General features: G+C 50.3%; 21 protein-coding genes. 8 read left to right on the top strand and 13 right to left on the bottom strand.

The genetic code is table 11. The features are described from left to right. Positions 1-74 precede the first annotated feature (74 nt). The 6 genes from C7B16_RS16045 to C7B16_RS16070 all read right to left on the bottom strand — a co-directional run bounded on the left by C7B16_RS16045 (position 75) and on the right by C7B16_RS16070 (position 7493). On the bottom strand, positions 75-1352 hold the full coding sequence (locus C7B16_RS16045; RefSeq protein ID WP_001033611.1) for an MFS transporter: 1278 nt from the start codon (positions 1350-1352) through the stop codon (positions 75-77). 91 nt (positions 1353-1443) lie between these two features. Beyond that, a complete protein-coding gene (locus C7B16_RS16050; protein WP_107179897.1) occupies positions 1444-3516 on the bottom strand; it encodes an FAD-binding protein in 2073 nt (690 codons plus the stop codon). Further along, a complete protein-coding gene (locus tag C7B16_RS16055; RefSeq protein ID WP_001226987.1) occupies positions 3513-5054 on the bottom strand; it encodes an acyl CoA:acetate/3-ketoacid CoA transferase in 1542 nt (513 codons plus the stop codon). Before C7B16_RS16055 ends, C7B16_RS16050 begins: the two co-directional genes overlap by 4 nt. A 9-nt stretch (positions 5055-5063) precedes the next feature. Further along, a complete protein-coding gene (locus C7B16_RS16060; protein WP_105281570.1) occupies positions 5064-5840 on the bottom strand; it encodes an enoyl-CoA hydratase/isomerase family protein in 777 nt (258 codons plus the stop codon). A gap of 9 nt (positions 5841-5849) precedes the next feature. Further along, positions 5850-6692: a sugar phosphate isomerase/epimerase family protein gene (locus tag C7B16_RS16065; RefSeq protein WP_107179898.1), complete on the bottom strand. Its 843-nt coding sequence runs from the start codon at positions 6690-6692 to the stop codon at positions 5850-5852. 9 nt (positions 6693-6701) lie between these two features. After that, complete coding sequence (locus C7B16_RS16070; RefSeq protein ID WP_000843394.1) at positions 6702-7493, bottom strand: 3-ketoacyl-ACP reductase; 792 nt, start codon at positions 7491-7493, stop codon at positions 6702-6704. Between the two features lie 210 nt (positions 7494-7703). Here C7B16_RS16070 and C7B16_RS16075 point away from each other — a divergent pair, with 210 nt between their 5' ends. Then, positions 7704-8351, top strand: coding sequence for a TetR/AcrR family transcriptional regulator (locus tag C7B16_RS16075; RefSeq protein ID WP_107179899.1), 648 nt, complete (start codon positions 7704-7706; stop codon positions 8349-8351). Here the strand turns inward: C7B16_RS16075 and ytfB are convergent. Beyond that, positions 8335-8973, bottom strand: coding sequence for a cell division protein YtfB (ytfB, locus tag C7B16_RS16080; RefSeq protein ID WP_001119463.1), 639 nt, complete (start codon positions 8971-8973; stop codon positions 8335-8337). The genes C7B16_RS16075 and ytfB overlap by 17 nt on opposite strands. A 217-nt stretch (positions 8974-9190) precedes the next feature. Here ytfB and fklB point away from each other — a divergent pair, with 217 nt between their 5' ends. From fklB to C7B16_RS16105, 4 genes are all read left to right on the top strand, one after another. Then, entirely contained in the window at positions 9191-9811 is a 621-nt protein-coding gene (gene fklB, locus C7B16_RS16090; RefSeq protein ID WP_000211229.1) for an FKBP-type peptidyl-prolyl cis-trans isomerase, read from the top strand. A gap of 301 nt (positions 9812-10112) precedes the next feature. Further along, a complete protein-coding gene (cycA, locus tag C7B16_RS16095; RefSeq protein WP_000228359.1) occupies positions 10113-11516 on the top strand; it encodes a D-serine/D-alanine/glycine transporter in 1404 nt (467 codons plus the stop codon). 266 nt (positions 11517-11782) lie between these two features. Then, positions 11783-12940, top strand: coding sequence for a hypothetical protein (locus C7B16_RS16100; RefSeq protein WP_107179900.1), 1158 nt, complete (start codon positions 11783-11785; stop codon positions 12938-12940). A 32-nt stretch (positions 12941-12972) separates the two neighbouring features. Continuing rightward, entirely contained in the window at positions 12973-14466 is a 1494-nt protein-coding gene (locus C7B16_RS16105; RefSeq protein WP_107179901.1) for a hypothetical protein, read from the top strand. A gap of 52 nt (positions 14467-14518) precedes the next feature. Here the strand turns inward: C7B16_RS16105 and ytfE are convergent, their stop codons facing one another. The 3 genes from ytfE to C7B16_RS16120 form a co-directional block, all read right to left on the bottom strand. Further along, positions 14519-15181, bottom strand: coding sequence for an iron-sulfur cluster repair protein YtfE (gene ytfE, locus C7B16_RS16110; RefSeq protein WP_000331472.1), 663 nt, complete (start codon positions 15179-15181; stop codon positions 14519-14521). A 107-nt stretch (positions 15182-15288) separates the two neighbouring features. Beyond that, positions 15289-16254 (bottom strand): DMT family transporter, encoded by a 966-nt coding sequence (locus C7B16_RS16115; RefSeq protein ID WP_010379620.1) that lies wholly within the window; start codon positions 16252-16254, stop codon positions 15289-15291. 108 nt (positions 16255-16362) lie between these two features. Next, positions 16363-17223 (bottom strand): SDR family oxidoreductase, encoded by an 861-nt coding sequence (locus tag C7B16_RS16120; protein WP_001517644.1) that lies wholly within the window; start codon positions 17221-17223, stop codon positions 16363-16365. An 88-nt stretch (positions 17224-17311) separates the two neighbouring features. Between C7B16_RS16120 and C7B16_RS16125 the strand changes: the two genes are divergently transcribed. Continuing rightward, the gene (locus C7B16_RS16125) at positions 17312-17692 is read left to right on the top strand and encodes a winged helix-turn-helix transcriptional regulator (protein WP_001517645.1); all 381 of its coding nucleotides are present in this window, start codon (positions 17312-17314) and stop codon (positions 17690-17692) included. A 112-nt stretch (positions 17693-17804) separates the two neighbouring features. On the opposite strand, the gene cpdB is transcribed toward C7B16_RS16125, so the two are convergent. Continuing rightward, the gene (gene cpdB / locus C7B16_RS16130; protein ID WP_107179902.1) at positions 17805-19748 is read right to left on the bottom strand and encodes a 2',3'-cyclic-nucleotide 2'-phosphodiesterase; all 1944 of its coding nucleotides are present in this window, start codon (positions 19746-19748) and stop codon (positions 17805-17807) included. A 171-nt stretch (positions 19749-19919) separates the two neighbouring features. Here cpdB and cysQ point away from each other — a divergent pair, with 171 nt between their 5' ends. Beyond that, complete coding sequence (cysQ, locus tag C7B16_RS16135) at positions 19920-20660, top strand: 3'(2'),5'-bisphosphate nucleotidase CysQ (protein WP_000886881.1); 741 nt, start codon at positions 19920-19922, stop codon at positions 20658-20660. Here cysQ and C7B16_RS16140 read toward each other — a convergent pair. Beyond that, positions 20650-21207, bottom strand: a complete 558-nt coding sequence (locus C7B16_RS16140) for a YtfJ family protein (RefSeq protein ID WP_001517647.1) — start codon at positions 21205-21207, stop codon at positions 20650-20652. The genes cysQ and C7B16_RS16140 overlap by 11 nt on opposite strands. A gap of 324 nt (positions 21208-21531) precedes the next feature. Between C7B16_RS16140 and C7B16_RS16145 the strand changes: the two genes are divergently transcribed. Next, the gene (locus tag C7B16_RS16145; protein WP_000689228.1) at positions 21532-21738 is read left to right on the top strand and encodes a DUF1107 domain-containing protein; all 207 of its coding nucleotides are present in this window, start codon (positions 21532-21534) and stop codon (positions 21736-21738) included. A gap of 60 nt (positions 21739-21798) precedes the next feature. On the opposite strand, the gene C7B16_RS16150 is transcribed toward C7B16_RS16145, so the two are convergent. Continuing rightward, positions 21799-23148 carry a hemolysin family protein gene (locus C7B16_RS16150; RefSeq protein WP_001517648.1) on the bottom strand — a complete coding sequence of 450 codons (1350 nt, stop codon included), beginning with the start codon at positions 23146-23148 and terminating at the stop codon, positions 21799-21801. Positions 23149-23281: the final 133 nt, after the last annotated feature.

Here is a 23281-nt window from a genome sequence, read left to right on the forward strand (position 1 = left end):
GCCGGCCATGTGCCGGCGTTTTGCTTTATTGTTGAAGCGCCATAACCATAATTACAGCGCACTCATCTTAAATATTAGCTCGTAGCTAATTGTACGTGCGGTTCTTCATCTTTGACTTTGATAAGCGCCCACAGCGCAATTGCCCCCAGGATGTCAAAGAAAGCCAGAGCAATAAAGAACGGCGCGAAGCCGATAATGTGAACGAATGCCCCGATAAACAGGTTGAAAATCAACTGACCACTCCACGCACAGGCACCCGCCATACCAACGGCGGTGGCAACTTCATCTTTTTTGAACAAATCGCCGCCCAGTGTTGCCGCAACAGTAGAAAGACATTGATGCGAGAACGCGCCAATACTAATCAGCAATACGGCAATGTAGGGATTTTCGACAATACTCACCAGGCCGATTGTCATCATAATGACCGCAGCAATAGTGAAGGTAATTCTTCGCGAGTTAATTAAACTCACGCCGCGATCGTGGAAGAACTTCGCCACAAAACCGCTGGCTAAACAGCCGAGGTCGCCCAGCAGGAAAGGTAGCCAGACAAACATGGCAATTTCTTTCAGGCTAAAATGCAGCGTTTCAACGAAGAATATAGGCACCCAGAAATTAATGGTTCCCCATGCCGGGTCTGCGAGAAAACGCGCGATGCCGATACCCCAGAAATTACGTTGGCTGAGGATATGTTTGATTGACGTTTTTTCTTTTTTACCTGTTTTAAGATGCTGCTCTTGTCCTGATTCAATATATTGACGCTCTTCATCAGAAAGGCGTTTGGCATCTTTCGGATCTTTATAACAAAAGAACCAAAATATAGCCGCGAGCAAAGCAAGGCTACCCGAGACAATAAACGCAAATTGCCAGCTATGAAACATAATGCACCAGGCAATCAGCGGTGGCGCAAGCATTGCACCGAGTGAAGTTCCCATATTGAAAACCCCCGTAGCCACACCGCGCTCTTTTGCCGGGAACCATGTTGATGCTGTTTTAACACCCGCCGGAATTGCCGATGCTTCGCTGAACCCCATCAGGGCGCGCATAAATGCCAGACCTGACCATGTTCCGGTCAGTGCATGACCCATTGTCGCCAGACCCCAGATTGCGGCGCAAATCGCAAAGCTTAATTTCAGACCAACGGTATCAATAAAGAAACCCATCACCGGTTGCCCTAATGTATAGGCCAACTGGAACGCACTGACGATCCATGAATATTGCTCTTTGGTTATTCCAGTGGTCTCCATAATGGTTGGAGCCGCAATACCTAATGCAGTTCTGTCCAGATAATTGATTACAGTGATAAAACATACGAGGGCAATCATATGCCACCGATAATTCTTTATTTTATTCATGTTTAAACCTTTTAATTATATTAATAAACCCTGGTTGTTGGTATTTCCGTGTAATAGGTAATAAAATCAGGTACAGAGAACATATTAAAAATTATTGTGTGTAAATCTCTCCATTCAGAAAATCTGGCCAGTTTTTTTCAAAGAAAATACCGTTAATATGCGGTTGTTTGCGTAAAGACTTAACTTCGGTAATAAAAGAACCTTGTGAATATTGAATCGTTAATTTGTGATTTTTATCGTCGGCTTGCTCAGAGCGAAAACGCCATTCTTCTTTTGCGCCGCGACGAGTTTGTGGCAGGCATTCGCCTTGCGGATCAATAACCATCCGCGCCCCACGACTGCCGCCACCTGCGTCAATATAATGTGTGAGTTGCGTTAAAACGGCGGCAGAGGTCAGCGCCATATGCCGCCACATAAATAATTCAGCAACTTCGCCTGCGTGGTTGATGGTTAAACCGTGTTGCTGGGCAAATTCACTCAACAGTAGGGCATCGCGGGTGGCGTGGCGAACTTTATCGGCATGACAAATAAATCCAGCGTAATCAGACATTCGCGTCTGGATTTTTTCTTTCACCGTTGCCAGCGTCATACCGTTTTCGTTTGCCAGCGCCTGGGTGATGACCTCTCTTACGGTAGTCAGGGGCGAAGCTACCCGTTGCGCGATATCTCCCTCAACAGACCGCATTTGCGTACAGCCAATAAAGCGCGCCAGGCGCACAGCAAAAACCTGCCCGGCATTCAGCGCTGCGCCGCCGGGGCGAGTGACGCCGTGAGTTCCGGCCACTTCCCCCACGGCAAAACAGCCGGGGAGAGAGGTTTGCCCCCAGATATCCACCTCAATGCCGCCGTTCATGTGTTGATTGTTCATGGCGAACTGCAGTGGTTGCGTGGTGAGCCCGTAACCGTGCATCTGGTACAGCGAGATAGACAGCGGATTCATTCGTTGCAGGCGTTCGATGGGCGATGGTGCCAGCGCGCCGTTGTTTTCCAGATACGCGTGAACGTCAGCATCCAGTCGCGCTAATGAGAATGGCAAATCACCAGGCACCGCTTCAGGATTGCGATTGAAATCCATAAACACCAGGCGGCCTGATTGCTGCTCTTTTGCCACCGCCATATCCAGCAGGCTGGAGCCAAAATCCATCACCCGTGTGGCGTGGAACGGCGACTGATAGCCTTTACGGAAGATATTTGAAGCCAGTTCCTGGGTAGTGCGATAGTAATCCGCAAGGAAATTATACTCGTTACCCTCTGTATCCACAGAATAGATATACGGGATCACCTGCACATAGGTGCCGGATAAATTCCACGGAAACGTGCTGCGCGGCGTGCCTATACCAAACTGGCTTTCGGTCAGATTGGTTAGCGTCAAACCTTCTTCCAGCGCCAGCCCCAGCGAGCCAAAGCATTTATGCGGATAAACACTGTCGCGATAAAGCTCGCCCGGTCCGCCCGTTGCCAGTACCACATTGGGCGCAGTCACAATTGCCAGCCCCCACGGGTTATGGGCGCGGGAACCGGTTGCGAGGATAGCCCCCGCCACGCGATCTTCGCCATTCTCACCGCGTTGATGCAGCAGTTTAATCACCGTTGCACTGGTCACCAGTGGAATGGAGAGGCGCTGCACTTCTTCCAGCAGCACTTTCACCATCAGGCGAGAAGTGCGTGGTCCACAGGACGTCGCGCGTCCGGCTTCGTCATGGTCGGTCTGATAACGGAGAATTGCGCCATAGCGATCTTCCGGCAATTCCAGACCAAGATATTGCAGCCCACCAAAGGTATGCAGGGAACCGACCGCTTCGACATATGCCGTGTCGTGATCCATCGCGCCGCCGCTCGCCAGTGCCTCGGCCAGTTTTGCGAAGTTGTCGCCGTTGCCCGCAGTAGCAGCGGTAAACAGCGTCTGTTTATCGGAACCGGAGCAGGCTGACGTTCCCATGTATAACCCGGCGGTAGCAAGCAGCACATTTTGCTGGCGACGTTTCAGCTCAACCGCTGCACGTAATCCAGCCGCGCCGCTACCAACGACCAGTGCATCAACTTGCCAGGTTGGGTAATCAACATCCTCCACGGTGACAATTGAGTGCGGTTCTGCTGGCGTAAAACCTTTCGGAAAGGTGACGTGCGTCAGCGCCTCGAGGATGGCGTCATCAGGCTGGCTCATGCGTCCTCCATCGGCGTAAACAGGCTACTTTCCATCAGACGCGGCTGCCTGATAATCGGACGGAAGGCCATGAACGGCAGAATGTCGCGGTCAATCTCCACGCCCGGGGCAATCTCAATTAATTCAACACCTTCTGTCGTTAACTGAAAAACCGCGCGTTCGGTGATGTACAGCACTTCCTGACCACTTTGCTGTGCGTAAGCGGCGCTAAAGGTGATTTTTTCCACCTGAGTAACCAGTTTGGGTATTTGACCTGACTGGGTGATATGCAGACCATCTGGCGTCACGTCGAGCTTGCTGCCTTTGGCGTCGAATGTGCCGCAGAACACCACTTTACGGGCATTTTGTGCAATTTCGAGGAAGCCGCCAGGGCCGATCAGATTGCCGTTCAGGTGTGAGACATTGACGTTACCGTGCTGATCCATCTCGCCCATGCCGAGGAAAGTAATATCAATGCCGCCGCCGCTGTAGAACTCGAATTGATCCAGCGAAGGGATAATCGCGTCAGCGTTACGGGCGCAGCCGAAAAACGCGTCATCCAGCATCATGCCGTTATGCACGCCTTGCTCGACACTCAACCATAAACTTTGATAAGGAACACCTTCGCGCAGTGCAACCCCAGGAATACCACCCGGAATACCAAAGCCAAAGTTGGTAGAAGCGCCAGCCACCAGTTCGCGTGCCGCCCGACGGGCAATCAGACGGCGCACCGGATGGCTAACCAGTTCAATAGCGCCGGTAGAACTCAGACGGCGATGCTGACCGCTAATTGTCAGGTCGTAGCCGCCAAGATAGGTTTGCGGTTGTTCGCGGTGCTCAACGATGCCATCGACCAGAATCCCCGGCAGCTTGACCCGGCGTGGTTCGATGGCGCCAGCTTCCAGCACATCGCGCACCTGGACGAATACTTTGCCGCCGCTGTTGTGTGCTGCCAGCGCCATCGAATAGCTATCCATATCAATCGCTTCTTCTTCGAGGCTAACGTTGCCACGCGGATCGGCATAAGTGCCGCGCAAAATGGCATAGTCCACTTTGAAAGGGCGATAGCGGAGTTTGGTTTCGCCATCAATTTCAATCAGTTCTACCAGATCGTCAGTGGTGCAAGCGTTCGACTTTCCGCCACCATTGCGTGGATCAACAAACGATCCCAGCCCTACGTGGGTAAAAAGCCCAGGACGTCCGGCACCGATCTCCCGCAGCAGTGCCTGAATTACACCGCCAGGAAAGCAATACGCTTCGATGGCGTTATTTTTTACCAACTCCTGCATTTTGGGGGACCAGGTAAAGTGTCCGGCAATTATGCGTTTGAGCATTTCGGCATGAGCGAGGCGGTTAGTGCCTTTGCTGTCGCGATCGCCAATGCCCAGCGAGTGGATTAGTGTCAGGTTGCGCGGGTGTCCGGTTTGCAGGAAACGCGCTTCAATGGCTGCCAGAATATGGTCAGCTTCCACCATGCCGCCGCCGTTACCGCTAATGGCAATGGTTGCGCCGTCCTGAATTTGCGCCGCCAGTGCCCCGGCGGTTGTTATCTTACGCATACAATTTCCTTATTGATTATGGAAGCTGACGCTGCCTTTTTCGGCAAATGCGCGCGTGGCTTGCTGGCAATCGTGGGTGGCGGACATTAATCCCGCCAGTAACTGGTGTGAGTAATCGGCATGTTTATTTTCCAGCGCCAGAATCAGTTGCTTAATATGCGCCAGCGCCACCGGGCCACATTTTTCCAGGTGCGCTAACTGATTCGCCATCCAGCTTTCTATCTGTTCTTTTTCTACCACTTCATCAATCAAATTCGCCGCCAGGGCTTCCTGCGCCGTCAGGCGTTTACCCAACATCAGCATCTGGCGACCAATCACCGGACCGACCTGATTAAGCACACGTTCGATGCCCATCCAGCCAGGCACCATGCCAAGCATCACTTCCGGGTTAGAGAATTTTGCGTTGGGGCGAGCGATACGAATATCGCAGCACAAGGCAAGTTCAATACCGCCGCCGATGGTGTGACCGTTTAGATTCGCAACCGTTAATTGCGGTAAATTGCGTAGGCGATTAAAAACATCATTACCGCGTTTAATCCACTTTCTGCCCATATCTAATGGAGAATAAGTCGACCATGATTTAATATCGCCGCCCGCACAAAAGAATTTATCGCCGGTTGCGGTTAATTCGACTAATCGTAATGTGGTGTCGTTTTCAATTTCATTTAAATAATGATCGAGAGATTCAATCATCTCTTCATTAATGGCATGACATTTATCTTCACGGTTCAACGTCAGACGGCAGGAAGCCGCCGCTCTGCTGAACAGAACGGGTTGGTCATTCATGATCATTCCTTAACAATAATGCGCGATGCGATCGACGCTAATATCCAGCGTGCTGTTTATATCTTGCTGCCACCAGTACGGTGAGAATATTTTCAGCTCTATAGCGCCATTAAATCCGGCGTTTTCAACCAGGCGACGGATTGACGGAATATTGATGATGCCATCTCCCGGCATTCCCCGATCATTGACCAGATCGGTGGTTGGCACTAACCAGTCGGAAACATGAAATGCGAGAATTCGTTTTCCGGCACGCAGGATTTGGCTGGCCAGTTCCGGGTCCCACCATACGTGGTAGACATCCACCGCCACGCCGAGACCAAACTCACCATCGGGATCGAGTTCATCACACCAGTCCAGTGCCTGGCGTAGCGTACACAAACAGGAACGATCGGCGGCAGTCATCGGGTGCAGTGGCTCCAGCGCAATTGGCACGCCGACTTCTTTCGAATGTGGCAGCAACTGGCGAATCCCTTGTTTCACCTGTTCCCGCGCCTCATACAGATCTTTTGTGCCAGTTGGTAACCCGCCAACCACCTGCATGTAACAGGCGGCGTTCAGCGCAGCGGCATCGTCCAGCGCCCGACGGTTATCATCTACTGCCAGTTTGCGCTCCGCCAGCGTCGGCGCGGTGTAATAGGTGCTACGACACAAACCGGAAACGCTCATGTTACTGGCGGCAAGCTGGCGGGCGATCTGCTGGAGATCTTCGCCCTGCAACTCTCTGCGCCAGGGGGCGAGCGCGCCGATACCGCGTGCGGCGCAGGCATCAATAATGGCGGGTAGCGGCATTTTATAGCCCAGCGTCGCGGTATTAATGCTGAATAAATCCGGGCGTTGTAACAGATCTCTCATGATTCAGCCTCAGAAGCGCGGCATACTTAAGCCGCCGTCGATAGCGACCGCCTGGCCACAGGTATAAATCAGTTTGCCTTCCGCCATTGCCCGTACTGTGGAGGCGATATCAGCCGGATAACCCCAGCGTCCCCACGGCACCAGACCTTTGGCAATTAGTTCATCATAATAGGCCGTTGCCGGAATGGTCATATCGGTTTTGATTAGGCCGGGGCGCACTTCATAGACGCCAATTTGTTCATTGCAAAGGCGAGCGGCAAACAGACGAGCAGCGGCAGAAACGGCGGTTTTGGCAATGGTATATTCGCCGCGATTCATCGCCAGCATGATAGCGTTGATTGAACTGACAAAAATAATCGAGCGGTGCGGTAGCTCCGCTTCCGGTTTCGGTTGTGCCAGTAAGCGTTTACTGAATGCCTGAGCGAGGAAAAACGGCGCACGGGTGTTAATGGCAATGTTTTGGTCGAAGCTGTCTGGCTCCAGGTCGAGAAGGTCACCGCGCTTTTTCACGGAAATCCCCGCGTTGTTGAGCAGACAGTCCAGACGCCCCCACTGGTTTTGCGCCGCGTCGAGCATCTCTTCATGCAGGGAGAGATCGCCAACATCTGCAGGGAAGCAAATCACTTCCACGCCTTCTGCCAGACATTCCTGTTGCGTGGCATGTAATTTTTCTACGCTGTCGGCATCGGGGCGATCGTTAATCAGCAGGTTAAAACCACCACGAGCAAGTTCCAGCGCACAGCCTTTTCCAATACCACGTGCGGCTCCGGTAATCACGGCAACGGGACGAGTGGACTTCATACAATAACCCTCTTTTGAATATTGTTTCCTTGAGTGACGATTAGCTTGCGACGTGTGGAAAGAAAGATCAACCATCTGGTTGGTTGATCTGCGATAGCGATCACAGGGCATTTGATAACTCGATGAAAGTACGAGTTTTTGCCCTTTTTTCTGGAGCTGAAATCAAATCAGGTTATGATAGTAATCCTGAAGAGGTCGTGGGGAAGCGTTATGTATCTTGATACCAGCAACGTACAAAGCCTGAAGGAAAAACTATTATTATGTGCGGTTAATGAATTTGCCGAATATGGTTATGAAGGGGCCAGAGTCGATAATATCGTGAAGGCTGCGGAGTGCAGTAAACAGACGGTTTACCATCACTTTGGTAATAAAGAAAATTTATTTATCGAAGTGCTGGAATATACCTGGAATGATATTCGACAAAAAGAAAAATCCCTTGATGTTTCAGGTCTCTCTCCACAAAAAGCAATTGAAAAAATCATCGATTTTACCTGGGATTATTACATTGCTAATCCCTGGTTTTTAAAAATTGTGCATAGTGAAAACCAGAGCAAAGGTGTGCATTATGCAAAATCACAGCGTCTTCAGGAAATTAACCACGCGCATTTGCAGTTAATGGAATCCTTGTTGGCTGAAGGGAAGAAACTCAATATTTTTAAGCCTGATATCGACCCGTTGCAGGTGAATATCAATATTGCCGCGCTTGGAGGATATTATTTGATCAACCAGCATACGCTTGGCCTGGTTTATCACATCAGCATGGTTTCACCGCAAGCGCTGGAAGCCAGACGTAAGGTCATTAAAGAAACGATCCTTAGCTGGCTTCTGCTTGAACCTTCATCTACCGCGCACGAATAAAACTGCCATCTGGCTGGCGGGTAAACAGAACCTGTTGATTATTCTCCGTATCAATGGTTAAGCCCGTCACCACGCCGCTGGCGTTCTGGCGAATTTTCACTATCTGCCCATTTTGCAAATTACTCAGCGGTTTACCCACGCCTTCTACCTGCGCCATTGCATAGACATCAGTGGCGGGTAGACCGTGGTCGCGGAACAGTTGCGCCATCGTTTTGCCGGGTTCGACACGGTAAGAGCGCCACTGGTTGTCAATTCCGCTATCTGGCTGGAAAGGTTGTGTTTGTGCGGTTTGCGGCTGATCTTCAGGCTGACTTTCCTGTATCGGTTCAGGGGCGACCGGTGCCACCTGATCGGGATCATTTTGTGGGATGACTAATTGCGCCCGCAGTTGTTCTTCCGTCGGCGGTTGGGATTGCGACTGAATATCCAGTTGCGCTTCACGCGTCACCACCGGCGCGTCGGGCGTATCATCAGACGGAAGTAGAAAACCGACCACCAATACAATGGCGGCAATAATGATCCCCCGACGATGCATCGGCGGCAGCGGGTCCATGAAGCGAAAATTGTCCGGCGCGTGCCAGACTTTCTCCAGGGTTGGTTTTAGTTCAAAGCGCCCGGGCATGGTTTCCTCCTGCTCCGCGTCTTGTTCCTCAATCATAGCCTATGAATAAGCTAACGCTATGATGTCCGTGGTAAACCCGCTTTTATTATATTCATACGGGATATTGCTATTGTTTCTTTTTCCCCGTGATTTGTCATCATTCCCGCGACAAAGTTTTACCCAAAGTTGTGTGGCTGATATGCTGCCCGCTACTTTTTACCCTAAGAAAGGAAATACGATGACCACCCCAACTTTTGATACCATCGAAGCGCAAGCAAGCTACGGCATTGGTTTGCAGGTAGGGCAACAACTGAGTGAATCTGGTCTGGAAGGGTTACTGCCAGAAGCACTGGTTGCAGGCATTGCTGATGCGCTGGAAGGCAAACATCCGGCTGTTCCGGTTGATGTGGTGCACCGTGCGCTACGTGAAATCCACGAACGTGCCGATGCTGTTCGTCGTCAGCGTTTCCAGACGATGGCTGCCGAAGGTGTGAAATACCTTGAAGAAAACGCCAAAAAAGAGGGTGTGAACAGCACCGAATCTGGCCTGCAATTCCGCGTGATTAATCAGGGCGAAGGCGCAATTCCGGCACGTACCGACCGCGTTCGCGTTCATTACACCGGTAAACTGATCGACGGTACTGTATTTGACAGCTCCGTTGCCCGTGGCGAACCGGCTGAATTCCCGGTTAACGGCGTGATCCCCGGCTGGATTGAAGCACTGACTCTGATGCCGGTAGGTTCTAAATGGGAACTGACTATCCCGCAGGAACTGGCTTATGGCGAGCGTGGCGCTGGCGCGTCTATTCCTCCGTTCAGCACCCTGGTGTTTGAAGTCGAACTGCTGGAAATCCTCTAAGCAGCGCATTCTGTTCCCCTCGAGCCAGAGGGGAGCAGGCATTCAGCAATAAACCCTTCAGTTTGCCAAACGGCGCTATTTTGTGTTGCAAAGACCACGTAAGCGTGTATTTTTGTGAGCTATTTCGCGTTATCACCGTGATATGACACTCACTTTAAACATTAAATTAACATTAGATCTAAATCTTAGTATTCATCCCGCGCATTGTTACCTAATATCGATGAGTCCCGATACCGATTCGTCGTATCATAGACTGACAAAAGGCCGCAGAGCCTGAACAACACAGACAGGAAGAAAAAACATGGTAGATCAGGTAAAAGTCGTTGCCGATGATCAGGCTCCGGCTGAACAGTCGCTACGGCGCAATCTCACAAACCGGCATATTCAGCTTATTGCCATTGGCGGTGCCATAGGTACAGGGTTGTTTATGGGTTCCGGTAAAACAATTAGTCTTGCCGGGCCGTCGATCATTTTTGTTTATATGATCATCGGTTTTATGCTCTTTTTCGTGATGCGGGCAATGGGGGAGTTGCTGCTTTCGAATCTGGAATATAAATCTTTTAGTGACTTCGCTTCCGATTTATTGGGGCCGTGGGCGGGTTATTTCACTGGCTGGACTTATTGGTTCTGTTGGGTGGTAACCGGTATGGCGGATGTTGTGGCGATTACCGCTTACGCGCAGTTCTGGTTTCCAGGACTTTCCGACTGGGTGGCGTCGTTGTCGGTGATCATTCTGTTGCTGGTTCTTAATCTCGCCACCGTGAAAATGTTTGGTGAGATGGAGTTCTGGTTCGCGATGATCAAAATCGTCGCTATTGTGTCGCTGATTGTTGTCGGTCTGATTATGGTGATGATGCACTTCCAGTCACCGACTGGCGTAGAAGCGTCGTTTGCGCATTTGTGGAATGACGGCGGCTGGTTCCCGAAAGGCTTAAGCGGCTTCTTTGCCGGATTCCAGATAGCGGTTTTCGCTTTTGTGGGGATTGAGCTGGTCGGCACAACGGCTGCGGAAACCAAAGATCCAGAGAAATCACTGCCGCGTGCGATTAACTCCATTCCGATCCGCATCATTATGTTCTACGTCTTCGCGCTGATTGTGATTATGTCCGTGACGCCGTGGAGTTCAGTGGTCGCGGAGAAAAGCCCGTTTGTAGAACTGTTTGTGCTGGTGGGGCTGCCTGCGGCGGCAAGTGTGATTAACTTTGTGGTGCTGACCTCTGCGGCTTCTTCTGCTAACAGTGGCGTATTCTCTACCAGCCGTATGTTGTTTGGTCTGGCACAGGAAGGCGTCGCGCCGAAAGCGTTCGCTAAACTCTCTAAACGCGCAGTACCAGCGAAAGGGCTGACCTTCTCTTGTATCTGTCTGCTCGGCGGCGTGGTGATGTTGTATGTGAATCCAAGCGTGATTGGCGCGTTCACCATGATCACCACGGTTTCAGCGATTCTGTTTATGTTCGTCTGGACTATTATCCTTTGCTCGTACCTGGTGTATCGCAAACAGCGTCCACACCTGCATGAGAAGTCGATCTACAAGATGCCGCTCGGCAAGCTGATGTGCTGGGTATGTATGGCGTTCTTTGTGTTCGTTATCGTGCTGCTGACGCTGGAAGACGACACTCGCCAGGCACTGCTGGTTACTCCGCTGTGGTTTATCGCACTAGGGCTGGGCTGGTTGTTTATTGGTAAGAAACGTATAGCGAAGTAATGCTGCTAAGGCACCTGCGGGTGCCTTTCAGGCTGCAAAATTGCCTGATGCGCTACGCTTATCAGGCCTACGGGAGCTCTGCCATATATTGAATTTGCGTGCTTTTGTAGGCCGGATAAGGCGTTTACGCCGCATCCGGCATGAACAAAGCACACTTTGTCTGCAATCTCTTTTGTCTTTATACATTCCTAAAAATACTTCCCGTCATCGACAGCGCCCAGGCGCGGGCTTACCGTGAATCTTTGCCACTTATTGCAGAGTTCACTATGGCTAAGCACAGTTGGTTATTAATCGCCGCATTACCTCTCTCCATTTCACCTTCCTGGGGCGCAGATTTTTATTACCGCCAGCAGGAGAAAGGTACGGTTTACATTGCCGAACAGAAGGGGGAAAAAGATGAGATCCTCTCCGAATTACCAGATATTAATTTTTCCCACCTTTGGCGCATTGCCAATTTAGCCAATAAACAAGAAACCCGCTTACTGTCCGATTTTAATCCCGATAAGTTCGATTGCGATGATGAGGGGGATTGTCAGCATACCTGGCTCACCGATGGACGCTCTGTCCTTTGGGCTGGCAAAGTCCTGACAAACCCATCCGGTAAACCTAATGTCGATGCCACCAGTTTTCAGGCATTCGGCGCTTTCGCTGCCGATAAACGCAGTATCTATTTTGATGGTCAGCGTACCGATGATAATAGCGGTGATAAGCAGGTGGATATGTCAACGCTGGAAGAGACGGACATCTGGAATTTACTGCGTGATAAAAATAGTCTTTGGCATAAAGGTCGCTGGTTGGGTCATGCCGATGGATTTCAAATCGTGCGGCATGATTCAGCCATACAATTTGTTGTGCTGACAAATTCGCAGGTAATTGTTAACGGTAAGCTTCTGCCCGCCGATCGCAAAACTTTTCAGATTAAACGTTGGATGCCTGGTGAACGGTTGGTTTATCGCGATAAAAGCGGCGAGCATGACTATGAGCTTGAGGATATTGAGTATCGCTGTGCGCCATTTAATAGTGGTCTGAATAATGTGTCCTGGCTCAAACATGAAGCCACTCCAGCGGGCAGTGACTGTGTTTATGAAACGCTGGTGGGGGTTGATCCGGAATATTTTTATCTGTTTGTTTGGGACACCGGTTTATATAAGAACCAAATTTATAAAGTAACAACCAACGCCTTGGGTGAAGGTGAATTGATTAATCTTAAGTCGGAGGAACTCTCCGGCTCACTTGAAGCAGGTGGTAGTTGGGGATTAACTAACACGTTTATATCAACAGACGGGCAGCTTTACACTCAACAAGCGACTGGAATTGGGAAAGAGCGTGCCCGGCAAGGTGAATGGCTGCGTTATAACCTGGGTGTGGGAGGATGGTCATCGGTGAAGCAACCTCCGAGCGGACTAAAACCCTTATTTAAATAACCTCTTCACACTAACAGCTTCAGGATGACGCTATGTTGCGAATTAAACCCCTTTGTCTCGCCCTGGCTTTATTTTCAACCATCTCACTAGCCTGCTCCGGTGTACCTTCTGCTGCGTTTTACTACCAGCCGTGGGGGCAAGGAACAAAATATAGCGTTGAAGATAGTGACGATTATGGACTCTATTTCCCGGATATTCATTTACCGCAGGTCAAGTTTAAGCAACTTCGCCGCGTACCCAACGGCACTGATGATAAATATGATTCTCCGGATAATATCAATAATGATTTTGTACAAGTGGATGCTGGCACTTATATCAGAACTAATGGCGGCTGGCGTTTCGACTGGTTGACTGATGGCCGTCATATTTTATGGGCAGGGAAAATAGTCCAGAACCCGCTGGGAACACCGAAAGTCGATGCCGCAACATTCCGTGCCTGGGGACGTTTTGCCGCTGATAAAGACAGCCTCTATTTTGATGGCGAACGCACGGATGATAACCGCGGCGAAAAGCAGGTTGATATGGATTCGCTGCAACAAGTCGGCGGTCGCGTTCGTTCAGGTGATTCTGCGGATGTGCTCAAAGATCGCCGCAATATTTATTTTCAAGGGCGTTGGTTAGGCAGTGCACAAGGGTATTCTATTCTTGGCGTTAAATCCTGGACACGTCGCCCCATTCTTTATTCACCTAATAGTTGTGAAAGCAAAAGTAATCCTGGACCGTGGGATACCATTTGGCGAACCCAATCGCAGGTCTTTGTGAATGGAGATGCCATCAATGCCGATCCGGATACCTTTCATCTTGTGCGCTGGATGGCCGGTTCACTACTGATTTATCGCGACAAAAACGGGGAGAAACGTTATTCGTTCGGGAAAGATTGCCGGAGTACGTTTGATCTACAGCGAGATAAAGTAACATGGTTGACGCGTGATGCTTCCCGGCGCGCTAATGACTGCCGGGTTGCGACCATTCCTGATGTTGATCCGGAATATTTTCGCCCGTTGACGCAGAATGTGGCGCAATATAAAGATTCGCTCTATCTGGTGAAGTATGTTTCTGGGGTCGAAAAAACGCTTTCGGTTATTCATTTACCCGACCCCAAACAAGAATTACAGGGAGGCGTTAATATTGTAGGGAATAAAGTTTATTTCATCGCGAGCGCTGATGTGACTATTTTCGATATTAATGGGCATTGGACGTGGTATAAAAGCCCCGATGGCACAACATTAAATTATTTGGCACATGATGACCGCTATACGTATTTTATTAACGAAGATACGGTTGAGCTCTTTGAACTGAAAGGCCAATGGACGTGGTTTAAATACGCCAATGGTCAATTATCAGATACCTTTGCTCATGATGACCATTATATTTATTACGTAGGAGATGGGTTGGTTCGTGATGCGAAGCGGCGTAATGAGACTCGACAACTCAATGCGGCGCATCTTGATAAAAACGGCAGTCTGCTTACCGTTGAAGGTAAGTACACCAGTTACAATAATGAATTGCTTCCACTGAGTGACTGAATCACTTAACAATCAACGATCCTGCTCATGTCAGGATCGTTGATCAAACAAATCACTCACCCGCCAGCGCGCGTGGGAACAGTACATTATTTTCCAGACTGATGTGCTCCATTAAATCATCAATCAGTTCATTAATACCGTTATACATCGCTTTCCAGGTGGTGCAGGCTTCCGGCGGCGGTGTGACGTTATTGGTAATGTGTTTGATAACCTCCAACAGCTCACCTGCTTCATCGTGTTCGCTTTCCATTACGCTGATTGGCCCCATCGCCTGGCTGCCCATGCCTTGTTTGATCATCGGGAAGAGGATCTGCTCTTCTTTCATCATGTGGCTGGAAAGCTCTTCATGCAGCATAGTCAGGTATTTTGTCAGCCCTTTTGGCACGCTCGGTTTGTCGGCGTGAACGCGCTCTACTTTGGTGGCTTGCAGGATCAACTCTGGCAGTTGTTCGCGGTGACGATCGTGGTAGCGCACGATGATATGGTCGATGATTTCTGCCAGCGGCGCGCTACGCCAGTCTTTCTCAATCGGTTGTTCAGCAAGCTTTGCCAGTTCGGCTTCAATGACGTCAACATCCAGTTCTTTACGTGCCGCCGCGCGAGCCAGCGTCTGCTTACCGCCGCAGCAGTAATCCATATCATATTGACGAAACAGAGCCGAAGCGCGAGGAATAGAGAGCGCCAGTTCACCTAAAGGTTGGTCGCGATAAGCCATAGCTGATACCTCATTCTTAATAAGATAAGATGTATTTTAAATGCATCTTTAAGTTAAAAGCTATAACCCTTACGTAGCAGAGGATTATTTAACAGATTGGCAAGGTGTCAACTTTCAGAGACAGGTTCAGCTAAGGGTTTTTCCGGTTTTGCTCTGACTGCAATGATCACGCCGGCCACTAACAGCGCGATACCGCTCAGCGTCATCAGCGGTGGAATTTGTTGGCGGAGTAAAAAGGTGTACAGCAAACCTGCCAGCGTTTCGAAAACAATCAGCGGCCCGAGGATCACCGTCGGTAATCGCTGGCTGGCGACGTTCCAGCAAAGTGCGCCGACCCATGAGCAAAGCACGGCGATAGCAATCATCAGGCTAATAAAGGCCAGTGGACGGGAGCCAAAAGGTAGAGAGAAATCAGGCATTTGCGTATTCAGCCAGAAACAAGCAACAACATAACCGATGAGCGAAACCGGCAGCGTGACCAGCGCCTGCGCCGTCGCCCACATCATTGGATGTTTGTCTGGATTTTCCCGCAGCCAGCGGGCGTTGCGCAATGCATACCACGCCCAGCAAACCACGGAGACTAATGCCAGCATGACGCCTGAGGTATAACGTGCCCAGTCAAAATTGGGGAGACCGTGGTTTAACTCAGCAATATTTACACACGCAAGGCCGATACCAATACAAACCAGCGCCGGGGCGAGTTTCCCCCACGCGAGTTTGCCGTCGCGCTGGCTGTACAACAAATTGGCAAAGACCGGGATCACCACTGGCAGGGTGCCGATAATCATCGTGGAAACAGGCGCGCCGGTTCGCTGAATGGCACTGGCAAGGCAAAAGTAATAGATGAGATTGCCCATCATGGTGAGCATTAGCGCGGTAAGCCAGTCGCGACGTGTCAACTGACGCAGACGCACGCGCCCCAGCCAGGCAATGGGCAGTGCAATTAAACCTAATGCCAGATAGCGTCCCATTGATTGCAGCATCGCCGGGTATTCTGGAACGATCAACGGCCCGACAAAAATAAGCCCCCACATCAACCCTGCTAACAGGGCGTACAGCACGCCGCTAATCATCACTGGCATCCATTGGTCTGTCAGAAGAAATATTCAGGGAACAGAGATGGTTGCTCCCCGCATCCCGTCATTATCAGAGAGGATGCGGGAGGATGCCACTTTAATTAACTAGTTATTAACATTAAAAAGCGCGTTTACGCTTTCGGCTAATGTTGTTGTCGGGCGGCCAATCAGCGTGCTGAGTGTTTTGCTGTCATCAAACAGACCACCTTTTGATGCGCCAACGTCAGAGTCAGCCAGCATATCCGCCAGTCCGCCAGGAAGACCAACGCTTTTCAGCGCTGCGGCGAAATCGGCTTCGCTCATATTCTGGTAGATAACTGGTTTGCCGCTCTGTTTGGTCAGCTCTGCCGCTAACTGTGTCAGCGTCCAGGCGTTGTCGCCCGCCAGCTCATAGACTTTGCCTTCGTGACCTGCTTCGCTAATTACGCGTGCCGCAGCCTCTGCGTAATCTGCACGAGTTGCTGAGGCAATTTTGCCATCGCCCGCCGCACCAATAAATACGCCGTGTTCCAGTGCTGCCGGGGCGCTGGCGAGGTAGTTTTCAGTGTACCAGCCGTTGCGCAGCAGGGTATAAGCGATGCCAGAATCAGCCAGCATTTTCTCCGTCTCGATATGCTCAGCAGCCAGGCCGAGCGGGGAGGTGTCCGCATGTAACAGGCTGGTGTAGGCGATAAATTTCACGCCAGCCGCCTTTGCTGCATTAATAACATTACGATGCTGCGAGGCACGCTGTCCCACTTCGCTGGAAGAGATCAGCAGCAATTTTTCCACGCCCTGTAGCGCAGATGTCAGTGCAGCTTCATCGCCGTAGTCAGCCTGACGCACGCTAATGCCTTGTGCGCTCAAAGCATGCGCTTTTTCCGGATTACGTGCGATAGCCACTATTTGGCTGGCAGAAACGGTTTGCAGCAAAGATTCAATTACATTGTGACCAAGCTGGCCGGTCGCGCCGGTGATTGCGATCATGAGAAATCTCCATTGGTTTGTCTTGTGTTTAAATACGCTAACACCTAAACTAACTTTTAGTAAGTACATACAAAAAGGTAAGTATGAAATGAGTCGGGTAAGCCTGTCGCAACAACTGAAAGAGGGAAACCTCTTCGCTGAGCAGTGTCCGTCGCGGGATGTGTTGAAACACGTTACCAGCCGTTGGGGGGTACTGATTCTGGTGGCGCTGCGCGAAGGCACTCATCGCTTTAGCGACTTGCGGCGTAAAATGGGCGGAGTGAGCGAAAAGATGCTCGCGCAGTCGTTACAGGCGCTGGAGCAGGATGGATTTGTTAACCGTATCGCGTATCCGGTGGTGCCGCCGCATGTGGAATATAGCCTCACACCGCTGGGTGAACAGGTCAGTGAAAAGGTTGCTGCACTGGCAGACTGGATTGAGTTGAATTTGCCAGAGGTGCTGGCGGTGCGGGATGAACGTGCGGCATAACTGCCGGAGACCTACGATTCGTGGTTTGTAGGGCGGATAAGACGCGTCAGCATCGCATCCGCCAGGAAGTGCCGGATGCGATGCATGATGTGTAGACCGAAAACGGTGTGTCTTACTTACTCAAATCCACCTGATAAATCGCAAACCCGATATCATCAGTCGCGACTTTATTCATTGGATACTGACCCTTCTCTTTAATAAAGTCTGCGGCTTTATCGGACGGGGACGTTTCAAAACGAATATCCAGTTTTTTATCACCGGCAATCGGCGCTAAACGCCAGTTATTATCTGCCGCTGGGTGAATTTCTCCTGCACGCTTCGACTCTTCAGCAATCCACGCTGCCAGCACCGAACGGTTCTCATCCGGCGACGCAAAGGCGATATGGCTGTCGCCTGTTCCGGCAAATTTGCCACCGTATGCACGATAATTATTGGTAGCAATCAGGAACATCGCGTCCGGATCAATCGGTTTACCATTAAAGGTCAGATTCTTAATCCTTTCCGCATTGGCATTAATCACCTGACATTCACCGTCATAGCGGGCTGGCTGGGTAACATCAATCTGATAATTCACGCCGTCAATCACATCAAAGTTATAGGTACGGAAGCCATCCCAGTTGATTAATGACTGCGGTTTAGTGCTGTTGGGATCTATCTGGTTAAACTGCCCGGCGGAGCACTCCAGCCACTCTTTAACTTCCTTGCCGCTGGCTTTTACCACAATCAGCGTATTGGGATAGAGATAGAGATCGGCGGCATTACGGAAAGTCAGTTGGCCTTTTTCCACTTCTACATAGCTGGCAGGATCGTTCTTGCGACCGCCAACTTTAAACGGCGCAGCGGCAGAGAGCACCGGCAGTTTTGCCAGATCCGGATCGCCCTGAATGTAATGTTCGACATACGCTTTTTGCGCGTTGTTCACCACCTGCACCGTCGGATCGTCCTGTACCAGCGCCAGATAGCTATACATATTGTCGGCGGATTTCCCGATAGGTTTGCTGACAAACTGGCGTGTGGCATCGTGATCGGCTTTCAGCGTTGCAACCAACTTGCTGTCTTCAGCGGCGAGTGATTTTTTATTGGCGACATCGTAAATCGGGCGAGCTTCCGCTTTTGCTTGCGTCACCTGCCATTTCCCGCTGTCATTATTGAGTTGCAGATCGACCACGCCGAGATGATCGCCCCACATGCCTGGCATTACCGCCGGAACACCGTTAATCGTACCTTTGGCGATATCTACGCCTTTGATATCAGCAAAATCTTTGCCCGGGAAGACGGCATGGGCATGACCAAACATAATGGCATCAACGCCCGGAATTTCACTGAGATAATAAACTGAGTTTTCCGCCATTACTTTATACGGATCGGCAGACAGACCAGAATGCGCCAGAACGACAACGACATCGGCACCTTTCTCGCGCATTTCTGGCACGTACTTGCGCACTGTTTCGGTAATATCGTTAACGGTAACTTTGCCGGATAAATTGGCTTTATCCCATCCCATAATCTGCGGTGGCACGACGCCGATATAGCCAATTTTCAGCGTTTGCTTTTTCCCGTCTTTATCGACTACTTCGGTGTCTTTAATTAAATACGGTGTAAACATCGGCTGGTTGGTTTTTACGTCAATGACATTGGCATTTACATAGGGGAATTTCGCCCCCGCCAGCGCATTTTTCAGGTAATCCAGACCGTAATTAAATTCATGATTGCCGAGTGTGCCGACGGTATAATCCAGCATATTCAGCGCCTTATAGACCGGATGAATATCACCGGCTTTTAATCCTTTAGCCGACATGTAATCCGCCAGCGGACTGCCCTGAATCAGGTCACCGTTATCGACCAACACGCTATTTTTCACTTCATTGCGCGCGTCATTAATCAGGCTCGCGGTGCGTACCAGCCCAAATTTTTCTGTGGATGTGTCTTTGTAATAATCGAAATCCATCATGTTGCTATGCAAATCAGAGGTTTCCATTATGCGTAGATCGACTGTTGCCGCATTCACGCTGGCAGCAATCAGCGTGGCCAGGAGCGTTGCGCTAAACTTAATCATAAGGGACATCCTTTTATGAACGAGAAGATGAAACGTCTTTCATACGGAGCGTGAAGGATGCCATAAATAATAAATCAGGAAACGATGACGCCATCACAGTTGGCGGATTCTATAGCGATGGGGTATAAGTAAAACAATAAGTTAACGCCGCTCACAGAGACGAGGTGGAGAATGTTAGATCAAGTATGCCAGCTTGCACGGATTGCGGGCGATGCCATTATGCAGGTCTACGACGGGACTAAACCGATGGACGTCGCCAACAAAGCAGATGACTCTCCGGTGACGGCGGCAGATATCGCCGCGCATACCGTAATCATGGAAGGATTACGTAAACTGACGCCGGATATCCCCGTTCTTTCTGAAGAAGATCCTCCCGGTTGGGAAGTCCGCCAGCACTGGCAACGTTACTGGCTGGTGGATCCGCTGGACGGCACCAAAGAGTTTATTAAACGAAATGGCGAATTTACCGTTAACATTGCGCTGATCGACAAAGGCAAACCGATATTAGGTGTGGTGTATGCGCCGGTAATGAACGTAATGTACAGCGCGGAGGAAGGAAAAGCCTGGAAAGAAGAGTGCGGCGTGCGCAAGCAGATTCAGGTACGCGACGCTCGCCCGCCTCTGGTTGTCATTAGCCGTTCCCATGCGGATGCGGAGCTGAAAGAGTATCTGCAACAGCTTGGCGAACACCAGACGACATCCATCGGTTCTTCACTGAAATTTTGCCTGGTGGCGGAAGGGCAGGCTCAGCTCTACCCGCGTTTTGGGCCAACCAATATTTGGGACACCGCTGCCGGTCATGCTGTGGCTGCCGCTGCCGGAGCACACGTCCACGACTGGCAGGGGAAACCGCTGGATTACACTCCGCGTGAATCCTTCCTGAATCCAGGGTTCCGGGTTTCTATTTATTAAGCAACTTATGCAGCAAGTCCATCACTTGCTGCACCTCTTCCTGAGTGAGCGCTCCATCTTTTGCCCATTGCACGCGACCGTCTTTATCCAGCACTGCAATGGCGGAACTCTCTTCATCCAACTGCCAGGCGCTGCGTGCGATGCCGTTGCTGTCGACAATAAACTGTGACCACGGATAGAGCTTTTTATTGCTCTCCAGGCTGCTACGTACAAACATACCTGAACCGGGGATAGCGTCGTCGGTGTTCACAATGGTGGTCGTCTGGTAGCGATCATGCGGCAGTTTTGCCGATTTAATCGCTTCAATCAGCGTCGCATTTTTCTCTTTTGCGGAGGTGCGACCGGCAATATGTTGCAGTACCCGCACTTTCCCCACTAACTGTGCGCTGTTCCAGGTATTGTAGCTAAACTGATCTTTATCAAGTACTAACTCGCCACGATCGGCAATGCCAATTGGTGGTACTCGCTGACCGGTTTCGAATTTATGCGCGGAGGCCATCATCGGCAGTAGCAAGCAAGTCAGCGCGAGAATCTTGCGTAGGGTCATAGTGTTTCCTTCTTATCGTATGCAGGTGATCCGACCACTTGGGGCGGACTTTTAATCATATGTGCTATTTATCGAATTTCCCGCAAGTGTGGTGCCAGTTTGCGGACAAGCGCACAAATCATATGAAAAATGAATGCTTATACTGAAGATTGTGGTTAGGCGAAAAGATAATTCTGAATAACTGTAACGTTAAGGTAAAAAACTTTATACACACTGGAAACATTGCAGCGATAGACTATAGTCATCAGGCATTAAAATTTGCGCCTCATAATAGTTGGGCCGATTGTGGCACCACAAAGGCGTAATACTCAGCAGGAGATAACAATGAAAATTTTCCAACGGTACAACCCACTGCAGGTGGCGAAGTACGTGAAAATCCTGTTCCGTGGACGGTTATACATCAAGGACGTTGGCGCTTTTGAATTTGATAAGGGTAAGATTCTTATCCCAAAAGTGAAGGATAAGCTGCATTTGTCAGTGATGTCCGAAGTTAACCGTCAGGTTATGCGTCTGCAAACAGAGATGGCTTAACCAGCGTGCTATGCAGTAATAAGACGGCTCCTGATTCAGGAGCCGTTGATGTTTCTGGGGTTATGCGACGCTTTCTTCTTTATTTTTATCTTTAGCGTCAGGCTGTTTCGGTGAAAGGGCGGTGGCTTTGCTGTCGATCCGCGTCACCAGCAGTTGGTCGATGCGGTAGTTATCGATATCCACCACTTCAAATTTGTAGCCGGAGAGTTTCACTGAATCGGTGCGTTTCGGGATCTTACGCAGCATAAACATCATAAAGCCGCCGATGGTTTCGTAGTTGCCCGACTGCGGGAACTCGTCAATATCCAGCACACGCATCACGTCGTCAATCGGCGTACCGCCATCGATTAGCCATGAGTTCTCATCACGCGCGACAATCTGTTCTTCCAGCCCCTGACCGACCAGATCGCCCATCAACGTGGTCATCACGTCGTTGAGGGTAATTATCCCCACCACCAGGGCGTACTCGTTCATGATTACCGCAAAGTCTTCACCCGCAGCTTTAAAACTTTCCAGCGCCTCAGAGAGGGTCAGAGTGTCAGGTACGATCAGCGTGTTGCGAATCTGCACGCCGCTATTCAGTGCCAGACTTTGATTGGCCAGCACGCGGTTCAGCAGATCTTTCGAGTCCACATAGCCGATGATGTGGTCGATATCTTCATTACAGACGAGGAATTTTGAGTGCGGATGCTCCGCCACTTTATTCTTCAGACTTTGCTCATCTTCATGGAGATCGAACCAAATCACGTTTTCACGCGGCGTCATGGAAGACGGCACGGTACGGGATTCCAGTTCAAACACGTTTTCGATCAGCTCGTGTTCCTGTTTACGCAGTACTCCAGCCAGTGCACCGGCTTCCACCACCGCGTAGATGTCATCAGAAGTGATGTCATCTTTACGTACCATCGGCAATTTAAAGATACGGAAGATCATGTTTGCCAGGCCGTTGAAAAACCACACCAGAGGGGTGCAGACGAACAGGCAGAAGCGCATCGGGTTGATGATACGCAAAGCCACAGCTTCTGGCGCAATCATACCGATGCGTTTCGGGGTTAAATCCGCAAACAGAATAAACATGCCAGTCACTAATGAGAAAGAGAGAATAAAGCTCAGTTGCTCAGAGAGTTCCGCTGATATATAGCGAGAGAACAGGCTGTTAAAAGCCGGAGAGAACGCCGCATCACCGACGATACCACCGAGTATCGCCACCGCGTTCAGACCAATTTGCACCACGGTAAAGAACATGCCGGGATTTTCCTGCATATCCAGAACGCGCTGGGCGTTTATATTGCCTTCATCAGCCAGCAGTTTAAGTTTGATTTTGCGTGAGGCGGCAAGCGAGATCTCGGACATCGAGAAGAACGCACTCACAGCGATCAAGCATAGTATGACTAAAATACTGTTTAACATATCTTATCCGACCGTTCAGGTCAGATCCTCGGAAGGGGAAGTTGATTAATTTGTGCGAAATACACATTGAAAGCCGGTTCGAAGAGAGTGAACCGACATTTTCAGTGGCTAGTATAGCGTAAGGTTCTGTAAA

The sequence above is a fragment of the Escherichia sp. 20412-1 genome, assembly GCF_003027595.1.
GTDB lineage: Bacteria > Pseudomonadota > Gammaproteobacteria > Enterobacterales > Enterobacteriaceae > Escherichia > Escherichia marmotae.